The following is a 15,435-nucleotide window of genomic DNA, read 5'->3' as shown; positions in this document are numbered from 1 at the left end:
GACTGGTCACGCCTCCTCGGCGTGGGGGACGACGATGACGACGTTTCCCACCTTCTGGCCGGTGTCAACATAGCGGTGGGCGTCCGTGATCTCGTCCAGGGGATAATGGCGGTCGATGACCGGCCGAAATGCGCCCGACTCGAGCAGCTCCTTGAATTGCCGGGCCATCTCCGCGTCATGCCGGGGCAGCGGGAATTTCACCCTCCGGCCGCCGAGTAAGGGCCCGGCGGCGGTGAGTAAGAGGTTCTGCCAGAAAGGACCCACGTCGGCGGCGACATAAACGCCCCGGGGCTTGAGCAGTTTCCTGCACCGCCCGAACGTGCTCTTGCCGACGGCGTCCAGCACGGCGTCATATCGGCGCTCGTCGGCGGTGAAATCGGTGGAGGTGTGGTCGACCACCATGTCGGCCCCGAGCCCGCGGACGAGATCGAGATGATGCGGCCCGCAGACGGCGGTGACCCAGGCGCCGTGGTGCTTCAGAAGCTGCACGGCGGCCGACCCGATCGCGCCGGTGGCGCCGTGGACCAGCACGTCGTGACCGGCCCGCACCCCGGCCGTCCTGATCATGGAGAGCGCGTAGTGGGCGCCCTCGGTGCCGGGCGCGGCCTCCTCGTACGTCAGCCCCTCGGGCAACGCCGCCAGCGTGCCGCTCTCGCGAACGGTCAGGAACTGCGCGTGCGCCCCCGACCTGCCGTCGTTGTACCCGAACACGTCGTCCCCGGCCTTGTACAGCCCGACGCCCGCCCCCACGGCCACCACCTCACCGGCGAATTCGGTGCCGAGAACAGGCATCTTCGCAGGCCGGACGAGCCCCGTGAAAAATCGCCACAGGAACGGCTTGGCCGCCCGCATCGCGCAATCAGTGCGGTTGACCGTGGTCGCGCGCACCTTGACGAGCAGCTCACCAGGACCGGGGACCGGCTTTTCCACCTCTGCGACGCGAACCACTTCCGGCGGGCCATATCTGGCGCGCACTGCGGCCTTCATGCCACGGATACTAATGCGTTCACTCGGCCGCGACGGCGCCCGTGTACGCGAGATCCGCCGCCATTTTCGCGGCCGTCTCGCGCAGCGCCGGCAGCACGTCGCGGACCAGCGCGTCGTTGCCGGCCCGCCCGGCGTGGGTGGCGACGTTCACGGCGGCGACGGTGCGCCCTGTGCCGTCCTTGATGGGGACGGCGATGGACCGTACGCCCTCCTCCAGTTCCTGGTCCACCAGCGCGTAGCCGTCGGCGGCGGCCCGCCGGACGAGGGCGCGCAGCTCGTCGCGGGAGGTGATGGTCCGCGCGGCCAGCCGGCGCGGCTCGATCGCGGCCAGCCGCTCGTCGGGCTGCTCGGCCAGCAGCACCCGGCCCATGGAGGTCGCGTAGGCGGGGAAGCGGGTGCCGACGGTGATGTTCACGCTCATCAGGCTCACGGTCTGGACCCGCGCCACGTACAGGACGTCGTCGCCCGACAGCACCGCGACGGACGCCGACTCGTCGACCCGGGCGGCGAGGTCGGCCAGATGCGGCTGGACGATCTCCCGGAACGTCAGCCCCGACAGGTGCGCGTAGCCCAGCTCCAGCACCCGGGGCAGCAGCGTGAACCGGGTGCCGTGCGCGGCGGCGTACCCGAGCCGCTCCAGCGCCTGCACCGCCCGCCGCACGGTCGCCCGAGGCAGGCCGGTCACCTTCGCGCAGTCGGCGAGCGTCACCCCGCCCCGCGCCGACCCGAGCGCCACCATCACCGCCAGCCCCCGCGCCAGCGACTGCAGGAACCCCATCCCCAGCTCCCGCTTCGCCTCCTTGGCCGCGTCCAAGGACGAGGAGGTCGCGGGGGTGACGGGACCTGCTGGAGGAGCCGACGGGCCGGGGGCCGGGGGCGCGGCCTGCGGGGCGGGGGCGGCGAGGGCGGCTTCCATCTCGGCGACCGTCTCGCGGAGGGCGGGCAGGCAGTGGTCGCGCAGCTCGGCGACCGTGTGCCGGCTGGTGTGGCTCACCACGCTCACCGCACAGGCCGGCTCGCCTCGTACCGGGACCGCCACGGCGATCAGGCCGGGCTCGATGAGCTGGTCGTCCTCGGCCCACGGCTTGGCGGGATCGAGGAGGGCGAGGCCGGCGGCGCAGCGGGAGGCGGGCAGGACGTCACCGACCCGGAAGGTCACCGACATGCGCCGCCGCCGGGTGAACTGCGCGACGAACCGCACCCCGTCCCCGTCCCGTACGGCCACCGACACCGACTCGTCCAGCTCGTCGGCGAGCCGCGCCGCAGGGCCGGTGACGGCGTCCCGCAGCCCCGAGCCGGACAGATAGGCCTCGCCCAGCTCCATCAGCCGCGGCGCGAGCACCACGTCCCGTCCCTCGGCCCGCACGTAGCCGAGGTGCGCGAGCGTCCCGAGCACCCGGTCGACGGTGGACCTGGCCAGCCCGGTCGCCCGCACGAGGTCCGTGGCGCGGGCCGGCCGCCGCGGATCGGCGGCGAGCGCGCGCAGCACGCTCAGCCCGCGTTCGAGGGTTCCGGCCGGTTCCATCGGCTCCTCCTGGAAGGGATGAGGGGGACCTTTGACAGGCCAGCCAACCCACACACATACTGAAATCCTCATAATAGTGAACAAAAGTTCGCAGAGCGAACACATCCACGATCGGAGCGTCGTGCCGAGAGACAAGGTGGTCGCCACGGCCGCGGAGGCGCTGGCAGGCGTGCGTGACGGCGCGTCGTTCGCCGTCGGCGGCTTCGGCCTCAGCGGCATCCCCAACGTCCTGATCAAGGCCCTGTACGACACCGGCGTCACCCGCCTGTCCGTGGTCTCCAACAACTGCGGCGTGGACGGCGGCGGCCTGGGCGTGCTGCTGGCGGCCGGGCGCATCGCCCACGTGACCGCCTCGTACATCGGCGACAACAAGGAGTTCGCCCGCCAATACCTGTCCGGGGAGCTGACGGTCGAGCTGACCCCGCAGGGCAGCCTGGCCGAGCGGCTGCGCGCGGGCGGCAGCGGCATCCCCGCCTTCTACACCCCGGCCGGCGTCGGCACCCCCATCGCCGACGGCGGCCTGCCGCTGCGCCACAACCCGGACGGCTCGATCGCGGTCGCCTCGCCGCCCAAGGAGGTACGCGAGTTCGACGGCCGCGAGTACGTGCTCGAACGCGGCATCCGTACCGACTTCGCCCTCGTCCGCGCCGCCAAGGGCGACCGCCACGGCAACCTGGTCTTCCGCAAGGCCGCCCGCAACTTCAACCCGCTCGCCGCGATGGCCGGCCGCGTCACGGTCGCCGAGGTCGAGGAGCTGACCGAGCTGGACCCCGACGAGGTGCACCTGCCCGGCGTGTTCGTGCAGCGCGTGCTCGTGCTCACCCCCGAGCAGGCCGCGGACAAGTCCATCGAGAAGCGGACGGTGACCGGATGAGCTGGACCAGGGACGAGATGGTCGCGCGGGCGGCCGCCGAGCTGCGCGACGGCGACTACGTCAACCTGGGCATCGGCCTGCCCACCCGCATCCCGTCGTTCCTGCCGCCCGGCGTGGACGTCGTGCTGCACTCCGAGAACGGCATCCTCGGCGTCGGCCCCTACCCGAGCGAGGAAGAGGTCGACCCCGACCTGATCAACGCCGGCAAGGAGACCGTGACGGTGCGGGAGGGCGCCGCCTTCTTCGACTCGTCGGCGTCGTTCGGCATGATCCGCGGCGGGCACATCGACGTGGCGGTGCTGGGCGCGATGCAGGTCTCGGCCCGCGGCGACCTGGCCAACTGGATGGTGCCCGGCAAGCTCGTCAAGGGCATGGGCGGCGCCATGGACCTCGTGCACGGCGCCCGCAAGGTCATCGTGATCATGGATCACACCGCCAAGGACGGCTCACCCAAGATCGTCAAGGAGTGCTCGCTGCCCCTCACGGGGAAGGAGTGCGTCCACCGGATCGTCACCGACCTGGGCGTCCTCGACGTCACCGAGCAGGGGCTCGCGCTGGTCGAACGCGCGCCGGGAGTGAGCGTGGACGACGTGCGCGAGCGCACCGACGCGGAGGTTCTGGCATGAAAGACGTCTACATCCTCGACGCCGTACGCACCCCCTTCGGCCGGTACGGCGGCGCCCTGTCCGGCGTCCGCCCCGACGACCTGGCCGCGCACGTCATCAAGGCGCTGGTCGAGCGCAACGATCTGGACGGCGCCGACGAGGTCGTGCTGGGCAACGCCAACGGCGCCGGCGAGGAGAACCGCAACGTCGCCAGGATGGCCGCCATCCTCGCCGGCCTGCCGATCACCACGCCGGGCGCGACCGTGAACCGGCTGTGCGGGTCGGGCATGGAGGCTGTCGTGCAGGCGTACCGGGCCATCGCGATGGGCGACGCCGGCACCGTGATCGCGGGCGGCGTCGAGTCGATGACCCGCGCCCCCTGGGTGCTCCCCAAACCGGACAGGGCGTTCCCCGCCGGCGGCCAGGAGCTGGTCTCCACCACGCTCGGCTGGCGGCTGGTCAACCCCGCCATGCCCGCCGAGCACACCGTCGCGCTCGGCGAGGGCTCGGAGCTGATCGCCGACAAGCACCGCATCACCCGCGCGGAGCAGGACGCGTTCGCGCTGGCCAGCCACCAGAAGGCGGCCAAGGCGTCGTTCGAGCGGGAGATCGTGCCCATCGGCGACGTCACCCGCGACGAGGGCATCCGCCACGACACGTCCCTGGAGGCGCTGGCCCGGCTCAAGCCCGTCTTCCGCAAGGACGGCGGCACCGTCACCGCGGGAAACTCCTCGCCGCTCAACGACGGCGCCGCCGCCCTGCTGCTCACCGACGAGGAAGGGCTGCGCGGGCGCGAACCCCTCGCCAGGATCGCCGCCACCGGCGTCAGCGCGCTGGCGCCGCGCTACTTCGGGCTCGGCCCCGTCGAGGCGTCCACCAGGGCACTCGCCAAGGCGGGCCGGGGCTTCGGCGACCTCGCGACCGCCGAGCTGAACGAGGCGTTCGCGGCGCAGGTGCTCGGCTGCCTGGCCGAGCTGCCCGACCTCGACCCCGCCATCGTCAACCCCGACGGCGGCGCCATCGCCATCGGCCACCCCCTCGGCGCCTCGGGCGCCCGCGTCACCGGCGCGGTCGCCCACCGGCTCGCAGCCGCCGGCTCCGGCACCGGGCTGGCCGCGCTCTGCATCGGCGTCGGCCAGGGACTGGCCGTCGTCCTCGACAGATAGCTCGAAAGGCAGCTGTATGTCCGAACCCCTCCAGCAGGCCGACATCGACCGGGAGATCGCCGCGTACGGCGAGCAGCCCCCCACCCCGACCGGTCACCCCGCCCGCGACTACGCCCCCTACCGCAGCACCCTCCTGCGCCACCCCAAGCAGCCGCTCGTCGCCGTCAAGGACCCCGAGGCGGTGGAGCTGTCGGGGCCGGTGTTCGGGGCCACCGACGTGACGCCCCTGGACAACGACCTCACCAGGCAGCACCTCGGCGAGCCGCTGGGCGAGCGGATCACCGTGCGGGGCCGCGTGCTCGACCGGTCGGGACGGCCCGTACGCGGCCAGCTCGTCGAGATCTGGCAGGCCAACGCGTCGGGACGCTACCTGCACCAGCGCGACGACCACCCGGCGCCGCTCGACCCGAACTTCACCGGCGTGGGCCGCTGCCTCACCGGCGACGACGGCGGTTACGTGTTCACCACGATCAAGCCCGGCGCCTACCCGTGGCGCAACCACCGCAACGCCTGGCGGCCGGCGCACATCCACTTCTCGCTGTTCGGCAGCGCGTTCACGCAGCGGCTGGTCACCCAGATGTACTTCCCTGGCGACCCGCTGTTCCCGTACGACCCGATCCTGCAGTCCGTCACCGACGCGAGCGCCCGGCAGCGGCTCGTCGCCGAGTACGTGCACGACCTGTCCGAGCCGGAGTTCTCGCTCGGCTACCGATGGGACATCGTGCTCGACGGCCCCGCCGCGACCTGGATGGAGGAAGGCCGGTGAACCCCACCCCCTCACAGACCGTCGGCCCGTTCTACGGGTACGCGCTGCCCTTCCCCGGCGGCGGCGACATCGCGACCGGCGGCATCGCCGTCCACGGGTACGTCTACGACGGCGCCGGAGACCCGGTGCCCGACGCGCTGCTGGAGTTCTGGCAGGCCGGCGAGGACGGGCAGGTGCGCGGCGCGCCCGGCACGCTGCGCCGCGACCCCACCACCGGGGCCGTGCTCGGCAGGGACGGCGTCGTCTTCACCGGCTTCGGCCGCGTCGCCACCGATCTCGACGGCCACTGGGCGCTGCGTACCGTACGCCCGGGAAACGGGTACATCAGCGTGTGCGTGTTCGCCCGCGGCCTGCTGCACCACCTCTACACCCGCATCTACCTCGGGCAGGACCCCTTCCTCGACTCCGTGCCCGCGGAGCGGCGGCACACGCTGCTGGCCGAGCGGGAACGGGACGGGGTCTTCCGGTTCGACGTCCATCTGCAGGGCGAGAAGGAGACGGTCTTCCTTGACTTCGGCTGATCCCGCTGACCTCGGCCTGCTGTCCCCGATGCGGGGCGCGGCCGAGACCACCGGGGACGCCGCCGTGCTCCAGGCGATGCTGGACGCCGAGGCCGCGCTGACCCGCGCCCAGGCGGCGCTCGGCCTCGCGCCCGCCGCCGCGGCCGAGGCGGTCACGGCCGCCTGCCGCGCCGACGCCTTCGACCTGCCGGGCCTGGTCGTACGGGCCAGGTCCGGGGGCAACCCGGTCATCCCGCTCGTCGCCGACCTGCGGTGGGCGGCCGGGCCGCACGGCCCGTACGTGCACCGGGGCGCCACCAGCCAGGACATCCTCGACACCGCCCTGATGCTGGTCGCCCACCGCACGCTGGGCCCCGTGCTGGCCGAGCTGGACGCGGTGATCGACCGCCTGGCCACGCTCGCCGCCGACCACCGCGCCACCCCGATGGCCGCACGGACCCTCACCCAGCAGGCGGTCCCGACGACGTTCGGTCTCAAGGCGGCGGGCTGGCTGACCCTGGTCACGGACGCCTCCGTCCGCCTCACGGCCGCCCGCCACGCCCTGCCCGCCCAGCTGGGCGCCGCCGCCGGCACCCTCACCGCCTTCCACACCGACGCCAGGAAGCTACGTGAGGGACGGGAACCCGAGCAGGAGTCCGGTGCGCGGCCGGTGGCGCTGGAACTGCCGGCGCGGTTCGCGGCCGAGCTGGGGCTGGCCGCGCCGGTGTTGCCGTGGCACGTGCTGCGGACGCCGGTGGCCGACCTCGCTGGGGCGCTGGCTTTCACGGCGGGGGCGCTCGGGAAGGTGGCGGCCGACGTGCTGGTGCTGTCGCGCACCGAGATCGGCGAGGTGAGCGAGGGCGTCGGCGGCGGGTCGTCGTCCATGCCGCACAAGCACAACCCGGTGCGGGCCACGATGATCGCCGCCGCCGCCCGCCAGGTGCCCCCGCTGGCCGCCACCCTGTACGCCGCACTCGCCGCCGAGGACGAACGCCCCTCAGGCGCCTGGCACGCCGAGTGGCAGCCGCTGCGCGAGGCCCTCCGCCTGGTCGCCGGCGCCACCAGGGATGCCGCGGAACTCGTCGCCGGCCTGCGCGTCCACCCGGACCGCATGGCCGCCAACCTCTCCGTCGAAGGCACCCCGGCCCCGGCCCCCGCCCTCGTCGACCAAGCCCTCACCCACCACGAAAGCCGCCAAGAAAGCCGCCACGCGAGCCCCTGACGAGGCCCGCGAAACGAGCATGTAAGCGACCATCGAGACAAGGCACGCCATTGATGTTGCAGCACCGTCTGGACGGCCCCGAGCGGGGAGAGCCGCTCGTCCTCGCCCCCTCGCTCGGCACCTCCACCCGCCTGTGGGAGCCGCAGGTGCGGACGCTGGCCCGCACGTACCGGGTGCTCAGGTTCGACCTGCCGGGCCACGGCGGCTCCAAGCCGCTCCCGGCGAGCACGGTCGAGGAGCTGGCCGCGCTGGTGCTGGAGGCGACGACGGCGGCGGGCATGGAGAGCTTCCACTACGCGGGCGTCTCGATCGGCGGCGCGATCGGCGCCACGCTGGCCGTCCGCCACCCCGGCCGGGTGAGATCGCTGGCGATGGTGTGCTCGAGCGCCAGGTTCGGTGACCCGGAGGGCTGGCACGAGCGGGCCGCGCTGGTGCGCGCGGAGGGCACGGGCCCGCTGCTGGAGGGCGCGGCGGGCCGCTGGTTCGCGGGCCCGCCCGACCAGGCGCTCCTGGACGACCTCGCCGCCGCCGACCCCACCGCGTACGCCGCCTGCTGCGAGGCCCTGGCCGGCTATGACCTGCGCGCCGAGCTGGCCCAGATCACCGTGCCGACGCTGGTGGTGGCCGGTCGCGACGACCCGGCGACACCGCCCGCGCACGCCAGGCAGCTGGCGGACGGCATCCCCGGCGCCACCCTGGTCGAGCTGCCCGGCGCCGCCCACCTGGCCCCTGCCGACCAGCCGGAGCGCGTCACCAAGGCACTGCTCGACCACCTGCCGTCCGTCCCCGGCATGCGGGTGCGCCGCGAGGTGCTGGGCGACGCGCACGTGGACCGCGCCGTCGCCCGCACCACCGGCTTCACCAGGGACTTCCAGGACTTCATCACCCGCTACGCCTGGGGCGAGATCTGGACCCGCCCCGGCCTCGACCGGCGGACGCGCAGCTGCATCACGCTCACCGCACTCGTCGCCAGGGGCCACCTGGACGAGCTGGCCATGCACGTACGCGCCGCGCTGCGCAACGGCCTGACCCCCGACGAGATCGGCGAGGTGCTGCTGCAGAGCGCCGTCTACTGCGGCGTCCCGGCCGCCAACGCCGCCTTCGCCGTCGCCCAACGCGTCCTGGACGAGGAGGAGAAGGGCTGAGCCGGCCGTCCCGCGCCGCCCCAGCAGGTGGTCAGCGGGACGGTGCCGGGGCGGGTGTCCGGCCGAGCTCCTCCGTCGGCACCCGGTACGTCTCCCGCGCCGTGGCCACCGCGACCGCGCTGATCGCGCACAGGATCGCGGTGAACACCCCGACCCCGGTCCACCCCCGCAGCCCGAGCCAGCCGTCGGGGGAGACGATCCCGGCGGCGGAGGCCACGGCGAACCCGGCGATGGCGAAGCCGATCTGGGTGCCGATGGCCATGCCGGACAGACGTACGCGGGTGCTGAACATCTCGCCGTACAGAGCAGGCCAGATGCCGTTCGAGGCGCTGTAGACGACGCCGAGCGTGAGGATGCCGACGAGGAACACCAGCGGATAGCTGCCCGAGTTGATGGCCGCCAGGTAGGCGAAGATCATGATCGGGCTGCCGATCGCGCCGATGAGGAACACCGGCTTGCGCCCGATCCGGTCCGACAGCCGCGCCCACAGCGGGATCGCGACGAGCGCGACGGCGTTGGCGGCCACGCCGACCCAGAGCATGGTGGCGTTGTCGAGCCCGATCTCGTCGCTGGTGGCGTAGTTGAGCGCCCAGACCGTGAAGATCGTGCTGACGGTGGCGATGAGCGCCGCGCACACCACCCGCAGCACGCTGCTCCAGTGGTCGCGGAAGAGCACGGCGAGCGGCATGCGCGGCACGGTGCCCGCGGCCACCTCCTCCTCGAACGCCGGCGTCTCCTCAAGCCGCCGCCTGATGATCCACCCGGCCACCGCCACCGCCACGCTCAGCCAGAACGGCACCCGCCAGCCCCAGGTCAGCAACTGCTCCTCGGGCAGGGCGGCGACCGGGATGAACGCGAACGTGGCCAGGATCTGCCCGAACTGGGTGCCGTTCAGGGTGAAGCTGGTGAAGTAGCCGCGCCGGTCGGCGGGGGAGTGTTCGAGGGTCATGGAGTTGGCGCTGGCCTGCTCGCCCGCCGCCGACAGCCCCTGCATGATGCGCAGCAGCACCAGCAGGACGGGCGCGGCCCCGCCGATCTGGTCGCGGGTGGGCAGGCAGCCGATGAGGAACGTCGACAGCCCCATCAAGACGAGCGTGAACACCATGATCTTCTTGCGGCCGAACCGGTCGCCGACGTGCCCCAGGAAGAACGCGCCGACGGGCCGGGCCGCGTAGGCGACGCCGAAGCTGGCCAGCGACTGGAGGGTGGCGGTCGCCGGGTCGGAGTCGTCGAAGAAGACCCGGCCGAAGATCAGCGCGGCGGCGCTGCCGTAGATGAAGAAGTCGTAGTACTCGAGCGCGCTGCCGATCCAGGCGGCGATGGCGGCCTTGCGCGGCGTGCCCCTGCCGAGCGGGCTGCCTGGCGAGTCGCCTGGGGAGTTGCCTGGTGCGTTGTCGGTCACGTGAGCTCCTCGGGCTCTGGCTCCTCGGTGAGCGTGGTGGTGGCGGCCCCCGGCGCCGGTTACCCGTGTTTTACGAACTAGATAGTTAATTAATGTGGGAGCAATGCTGACGTGGCGCGCGTCACATGTCAAGGACGGCTTCCCGCGGGCGCCGGTGGTGGGTTATAACGAACTCACTAGTCCGTACGTTGCTGATCGGGGAGCGCCGCATGACCTCGTACCTGACCGGGCTGATCGGCTCGGGCATCGGTCCCTCGCTCAGCCCCCCGCTGCACGAACGCGAGGCCGCTCACCACGGCCTGCGCTACGTCTACCGGCTGCTCGACACCGACCGGCTCGGCGACGACGTCGGCGAGCTGCTGCGCACGGCCCGCCGGTTCGGCTACGACGGGGTCAACATCACCCACCCCTGCAAGCAGGCCGTCATCCCGCACCTCGACGAGCTGTCACCCGACGCCGCCATGCTGAGCGCGGTCAACACCGTCGTCTTCGACGGCGAGCGCGCCGTCGGGCACAACACCGACTGGACGGGCTTCGCCGAGTCGTTCACCCGGGGCCTGCCGGGCGCGGCCACCCGCCACGTCGTCCAGCTCGGGGCGGGCGGCGCCGGCGCGGCGGTCGCGTACGCGCTGCTCACCCTCGGCGTGGACGTGCTGACGATCGTGGACGCCGACCCCGCCAGAGCCGCCGCGCTGGCCGACCGGCTCGCCGCCCACCACGCCGCCCACCACGCCGCCCACCACAGCGCCGGCCGCGCCCGCCAGGGCGGCACCGGGGACCTGCCCGCGCTGCTCGCGGAGGCCGACGGCCTGGTGCACGCCACGCCCACCGGCATGGCGCACCACCCGGGGCTGCCGCTGCCGGCCGAGCTGCTCCGTCCCGGCCTGTGGGTGGCCGACATCGTCTACCGGCCGCTGGAGACCGAGCTGCTCAAGCGGGCCAGGGCGCTCGGCTGCCGGACCCTCGACGGCGGCGGCATGGTCGTCTTCCAGGCCGCGCACGCCTTCCGCCTGTTCACCGGCCGCACCCCGGACGCCGAACGCATGCTCGCCCACCTGACCGAACTCACCTGACCACCCCGGCACGAGGAGGAGCCATGCGCAAGTCGATCGCCACCGTCTCGGTGAGCGGCACGCTGACGGAGAAGCTGACGGCTGTGGCGGCGGCCGGGTTCGACGGGGTGGAGATCTTCGAGAACGACCTGCTCGCCTGCCCGCTCCCGCCCGAGGAGATCCGCGCCAGAGCGGCGGACCTGGGGCTCACCATCGACCTCTACCAGCCGTTCCGCGACTTCGAAGGCGTGCCGCGCGCCCGCCTGCGGGCCAACCTGGAGCGGGCCGAGCACAAGTTCCGGCTGATGCGGCGGCTCGGCGCCGACCTGCTGCTGGTCTGCTCGAACGTCTCACCCGAGACGATCGCCGACGACGGCCTGGCCGCCGAGCACCTGCGGCTGCTCGCCGAGCGGGCCGCCGGGCACGGCATCCGCGTCGCGTACGAGGCGCTGGCCTGGGGCCGGCACGTCAACGAGTACCTGCACGCCTGGAACATCGTCCGCCAGGCCGACCACCCCAGCCTGGGCACCTGCCTGGACAGCTTCCACATCCTGTCGCGCGGCTCCGACCCGCTGGGCATCGAGGCCATCCCCGGCGAGAAGATCTTCTTCCTGCAGCTCGCCGACGCGCCGCTGCTCGCCATGGACGTGCTCCAGTGGAGCCGCCACCACCGCTGCTTCCCCGGCCAGGGCGGCTTCGACGTCGCGGGGCTGGTCAGGCACGCGCTGAACGCCGGGTACGCGGGGCCGCTGTCGCTGGAGGTGTTCAACGACCACTTCCGGCAGGCCGGCACCGGGCGGACCGCACGCGACGGCATGCGCTCGCTCATCGCACTCGAAAGGCAGCTTCAGGGGGTGGCGCACCCGTCCGTGCCGTCGGGGTTCGCCTTCGTGGAGCTGTCCGGCACCGGCTCGCTGAACGGCGTCCTCCCCGCCCTCGGCTTCGCCCGTACGGGCAGGCACAGCGGCAAGCCGGTCGAGCTGTGGTCCCAGGGCGAGGCCCGCCTGCTGGTCAACGCCACCGGCACAGGCGAGCACCCGGAGCCGGGGCGGGCCCGTGCGACCGGCGCGGAACCCGGGCTGGTGGCGATCGGGCTGGACAGCCCCGACCCCGGGCGGGCCGTCGCGCACGCCGAGTCGCTGCTGTCGCCCGTGCTGCCGCGCGAGCGCGCCCCGCAGGACGCGCCGCTGCACGCGGTCGCCGCGCCCGACGGCACGGAGATCTTCTTCTGCGACGACGCCTGGCTCGCCGACTTCGCGCCCGAGGGGACCGGCGGCACGGGGAGCACGGGGAGCACGGGGATCACCCACATCGACCACGTGGCGCTGGCCCAGCCGCCGCACTACTTCGACGAGGCTCTGCTGTTCTACCGGGGAGTGCTCGGGCTGCAGCCGCAGGAGAGCCTGGAGGTGCCCGACCCGTACGGGCTGGTGCGCAGCCGCGCCATGTCCACTCCGCAAGGGTCCACTCCGCAAGGGTCCACTCCGCAGGGGTCCGGCGTGCGCATGGTGCTCAACCTGGCCCAGGTCGGCGCCGGCCAGCCCCCGCCCCAGCACGTGGCGCTGGCCGGCCAGGACGTGCTCGCCGTGGCCCGCAGGCTGCGCGCCGAGCACCCCGAGCTGCTGCTGCCGATCCCCGCCAACTACTACGACGACCTGGAGGCCCGCCACGACGTGCCGCCGGAGCTGCGGGAGCTGGGCGTCCTGTACGACCGCGACGCGCACGGCGGCGCGTTCCTGCACCTCTACACGGTCACCGTGGGCCGGGTGTTCTTCGAGATCGTCCAGCGGATCGGCGGCTATGCCGGCTACGGCGCGGCCAACGCTCCCATCCGCCTCGCCGCCCAGCACCACGGAGGCCGGACGGAGCCGCCTATGATGAGCGAATGACCTCGACCCCCGCCACCGCCGAGCGCCGGCGGGACGCCGACCGCACGCGGGCGGAGATCCTCGACGTCGCCCAGCGCGAGTTCGCCCGCTACGGCTACGCCGGGGCCAGGGTCGACGAGATCGCGGCCCGCATGCGCACCACCAAGCGCATGATCTACTACTACTTCGGCAGCAAGGAACGGCTCTACATCGCCGTCCTGGAGAAGGCGTACGCCGAGGTGCGGGCGGTCGAGCGCACGGTCGACGTCGAGCACCTGGCGCCCGTCGAGGCCATCCGCACGCTGGCGGAGCTGACGTTCGACCACCACGACGCCCACCGCGACTTCATCAAGCTCGTCGCGATCGAGAACATCCACCAGGCCGAGCACATCCGCAAGTCGGAGGCGCTGGCCGGCCTGGGCGCGCCGGTGCTCGACCTCATCACCCGCATCCTGGAGACGGGGCGGGCCTCCGGCGACTTCGTCACCGAGGCCGACGCCATCGACGTGCACATGATGATCAGCGCGTTCTGCTTCTTCAGGGTGGCCAACCAGCACACGTTCGGCGCGCTGTTCGGGCGCGACATGACCGCGCCCGAGCACCGCGACCGGCTGCGGCAAATGGTCGGCGAGATGACGGTCGGCTACCTGTGCGGGTCAGGCGCCCGCCCCTGACCCGGGCGCGGGGCCGGTGGACAGCCGGGGCACCAGGGCCGGGGTGACGGAGAAGCGCATCGCGGCCGTACGCCCCTCGACGCGTTCGAGCAGCAGCCGGGCCGCCGTCCTGCCCATGAGCGTGCCGTCCTGGTCGACGCTGGTCAGCGAGATGTTGGCCATCGCCGCCAGCCGGGTGTTGTCGTAACCGGCCACAGAGACGTCATCGGGCACCGACAGCCCCGCCTCGTGCAGCGCCGACAGCGCGCCGAACGCCGCCTGGTCGGCGCCCGCGAAGATCGCGGTCGGCCGGGGCGAGCGGGCCAGCAGCTCGCGCGTGCCGTCGTAGCCGCCCTCCTCGGTCCAGCTCGTGGTGGCGATCGCGATCTCGCCGGCCAGCCCGTGCTCGGTCATCACCCTGCGGTACGTCTCCGCCCTCGTCAGGTGCGGCAGCGCGACCGGCTTGCCGCGGCCCGCGTTGCGCTGCGAGATGTGGCCGATGCGGCGGTGGCCCAGCTCGATGAGGTGGCGCACGACCAGCTCGGTGCCGGCGTCGTCGTCGTCGAAGACCGCGTCGTACGCCGACGAGCGCTCGTGGCGGCCGAGCACGATGAGCGGCATCTCCCCGGCCACCTCCTCCAGCCGCGACTTCGGGGTGATCGGCGCGATCATCAGGATGCCGTCCACCTGCCGGTCGACGAGCGCCTCGATGGCCCGGCTCTCGGCGGCCAGGTCGGTGCTGCCGCCCTGCACCAGGATCGCCTGGTAGCCGCTGCCGCCGAGCTGCTCGCCGACGCCGTCGAGCACGTCGGCGAAGAACGGGTTGCGCACGTGGGGGATCAGCACGCCGATCGTGAACGTGCGCCCGCGCATGGCCCGCGCCGCCGCGTGGGGCCGGTAGCCCAGCTCCTCGATGGCGGCCTTGACCCGGTCGCGCATGGCGGGGCTGGCGCCGTAGGCGTTGCGCAGGACCTTGGAGACGGCGGTGGTGGACACCTGGGCGTGGCGGGCGACGTCCGCGATCGTCACCCGGCGCCTGGGCTCGCGCTCCGCCCTGTGGCCCGCCTCGTGGCCCGCCCCGTGTCCGGCCATGTGTCCCGCCTTCCCGCCCGCGTCACTGCTCGTCGGTGACGAGTGTAGGAGCCCGCGCGCACCCCCAGCAGTGTGATGAGCAACGATGCCCTGGCCGTGCTGTTCAAACCCCTGATGTGGTGCTGGAGCTGGGAAGGATCGTGGACAACGTTCCCCAAATGATGTCTTGACGCCTCGGTGTACGGCGGTTTACGTTAGCTCGCGTCAGGGTGTTAAAACGTTTCAACAACAACCGCCTCTTCCGCACGATCGTGACCGGCGACGACCGCCGGGGCCATCCAGGGCTGACCAGAAGGAGCGCCTTGCTACACGTCACACCACCTGCCTTCGAGCACCACCGCGACCCGCTCGGCATCGGCGAGAGCCGCCCCCGCCTGTCCTGGACCACGACCACCGACGCGCCCGGCTGGACGCAGGCGGCGTACGAGATCGAGATCCGCGACGCGTCGGCCACGGAAACGTGGCGGGTCGAGTCGGGGGAGTCGGTGCTCGTGCCCTGGCCGGGCGCGCCGCTCGGGTCGCGCGAGCGGCGCGAGGCGCGCGTCCGCGTGCACGGCGCCGACGGCTCCGCCGGCGGC

At 73.0% G+C, this 15,435-nt stretch carries 15 protein-coding genes; 11 read left to right on the top strand and 4 right to left on the bottom strand.

All coding sequences use genetic code 11. From position 1 onward, the window contains the following. Positions 1-6: 6 nt before the first annotated feature. Entirely contained in the window at positions 7-930 is a 924-nt protein-coding gene (locus ABZW11_RS43275) for an NAD(P)-dependent alcohol dehydrogenase (RefSeq protein ID WP_355431352.1), read from the bottom strand. A 76-nt stretch (positions 931-1,006) separates the two neighbouring features. After that, positions 1,007-2,512 carry an IclR family transcriptional regulator C-terminal domain-containing protein gene (locus tag ABZW11_RS43270; RefSeq protein ID WP_355431349.1) on the bottom strand — a complete coding sequence of 502 codons (1,506 nt, stop codon included), beginning with the start codon at positions 2,510-2,512 and terminating at the stop codon, positions 1,007-1,009. 121 nt (positions 2,513-2,633) lie between these two features. Between ABZW11_RS43270 and ABZW11_RS43265 the strand changes: the two genes are divergently transcribed. From ABZW11_RS43265 to pcaC, 7 genes are read left to right on the top strand one after another with little or no spacing between them, the layout of a single operon-like run. Continuing rightward, the gene (locus tag ABZW11_RS43265) at positions 2,634-3,386 is read left to right on the top strand and encodes a CoA transferase subunit A (RefSeq protein WP_355431346.1); all 753 of its coding nucleotides are present in this window, start codon (positions 2,634-2,636) and stop codon (positions 3,384-3,386) included. Then, positions 3,383-4,012: a CoA transferase subunit B gene (locus tag ABZW11_RS43260; protein WP_355431343.1), complete on the top strand. Its 630-nt coding sequence runs from the start codon at positions 3,383-3,385 to the stop codon at positions 4,010-4,012. The genes ABZW11_RS43265 and ABZW11_RS43260 overlap by 4 nt, the downstream gene beginning before the upstream one ends. Further along, positions 4,009-5,157 carry a thiolase family protein gene (locus tag ABZW11_RS43255; protein WP_355431340.1) on the top strand — a complete coding sequence of 383 codons (1,149 nt, stop codon included), beginning with the start codon at positions 4,009-4,011 and terminating at the stop codon, positions 5,155-5,157. Before ABZW11_RS43260 ends, ABZW11_RS43255 begins: the two co-directional genes overlap by 4 nt. 16 nt (positions 5,158-5,173) lie before the next feature. Further along, entirely contained in the window at positions 5,174-5,923 is a 750-nt protein-coding gene (gene pcaH, locus ABZW11_RS43250; RefSeq protein ID WP_355431337.1) for a protocatechuate 3,4-dioxygenase subunit beta, read from the top strand. Then, entirely contained in the window at positions 5,920-6,444 is a 525-nt protein-coding gene (pcaG, locus tag ABZW11_RS43245; protein ID WP_355431334.1) for a protocatechuate 3,4-dioxygenase subunit alpha, read from the top strand. The genes pcaH and pcaG overlap by 4 nt, the downstream gene beginning before the upstream one ends. Further along, positions 6,431-7,645, top strand: a complete 1,215-nt coding sequence (pcaB, locus tag ABZW11_RS43240) for a 3-carboxy-cis,cis-muconate cycloisomerase (RefSeq protein ID WP_355431332.1) — start codon at positions 6,431-6,433, stop codon at positions 7,643-7,645. The genes pcaG and pcaB overlap by 14 nt, the downstream gene beginning before the upstream one ends. Before the next feature lie 53 nt (positions 7,646-7,698). Further along, complete coding sequence (gene pcaC / locus ABZW11_RS43235) at positions 7,699-8,790, top strand: 4-carboxymuconolactone decarboxylase (protein ID WP_355431329.1); 1,092 nt, start codon at positions 7,699-7,701, stop codon at positions 8,788-8,790. A 31-nt stretch (positions 8,791-8,821) separates the two neighbouring features. On the opposite strand, the gene ABZW11_RS43230 is transcribed toward pcaC, so the two are convergent. Then, entirely contained in the window at positions 8,822-10,192 is a 1,371-nt protein-coding gene (locus ABZW11_RS43230; protein WP_355431327.1) for an MFS transporter, read from the bottom strand. Positions 10,193-10,401: 209 nt separating this feature from the next. Here ABZW11_RS43230 and ABZW11_RS43225 point away from each other — a divergent pair, with 209 nt between their 5' ends. The 3 genes from ABZW11_RS43225 to ABZW11_RS43215 are packed head-to-tail and all read left to right on the top strand — an operon-like array spanning position 10,402 to position 13,786. Beyond that, on the top strand, positions 10,402-11,265 hold the full coding sequence (locus ABZW11_RS43225) for a shikimate dehydrogenase (RefSeq protein WP_355431324.1): 864 nt from the start codon (positions 10,402-10,404) through the stop codon (positions 11,263-11,265). A gap of 23 nt (positions 11,266-11,288) precedes the next feature. Next, positions 11,289-13,133: a TIM barrel protein gene (locus ABZW11_RS43220; RefSeq protein WP_355431321.1), complete on the top strand. Its 1,845-nt coding sequence runs from the start codon at positions 11,289-11,291 to the stop codon at positions 13,131-13,133. Then, positions 13,130-13,786: a TetR/AcrR family transcriptional regulator gene (locus tag ABZW11_RS43215; RefSeq protein WP_355431318.1), complete on the top strand. Its 657-nt coding sequence runs from the start codon at positions 13,130-13,132 to the stop codon at positions 13,784-13,786. The genes ABZW11_RS43220 and ABZW11_RS43215 overlap by 4 nt, the downstream gene beginning before the upstream one ends. Here the strand turns inward: ABZW11_RS43215 and ABZW11_RS43210 are convergent. Beyond that, positions 13,769-14,857 (bottom strand): LacI family DNA-binding transcriptional regulator, encoded by a 1,089-nt coding sequence (locus tag ABZW11_RS43210; RefSeq protein ID WP_355431316.1) that lies wholly within the window; start codon positions 14,855-14,857, stop codon positions 13,769-13,771. The two genes, ABZW11_RS43215 and ABZW11_RS43210, sit on opposite strands and share 18 nt — an antisense overlap. Positions 14,858-15,066: 209 nt before the next feature. On the opposite strand from ABZW11_RS43210, the gene ABZW11_RS43205 reads away from it, so the two are divergent. Next, positions 15,067-15,435, top strand: a 369-nt coding sequence (locus ABZW11_RS43205) for a hypothetical protein (protein WP_355431313.1), incomplete at its 3' end; no start/stop codon positions are given.

This window comes from Nonomuraea sp. NPDC004580 (genome assembly GCF_040609855.1).
Lineage (GTDB): Bacteria > Actinomycetota > Actinomycetes > Streptosporangiales > Streptosporangiaceae > Nonomuraea > Nonomuraea salmonea.
The sequence above is the reverse complement of the archived record's forward strand: the minus strand, read 5'-3'. Positions and strand labels throughout refer to the sequence as shown.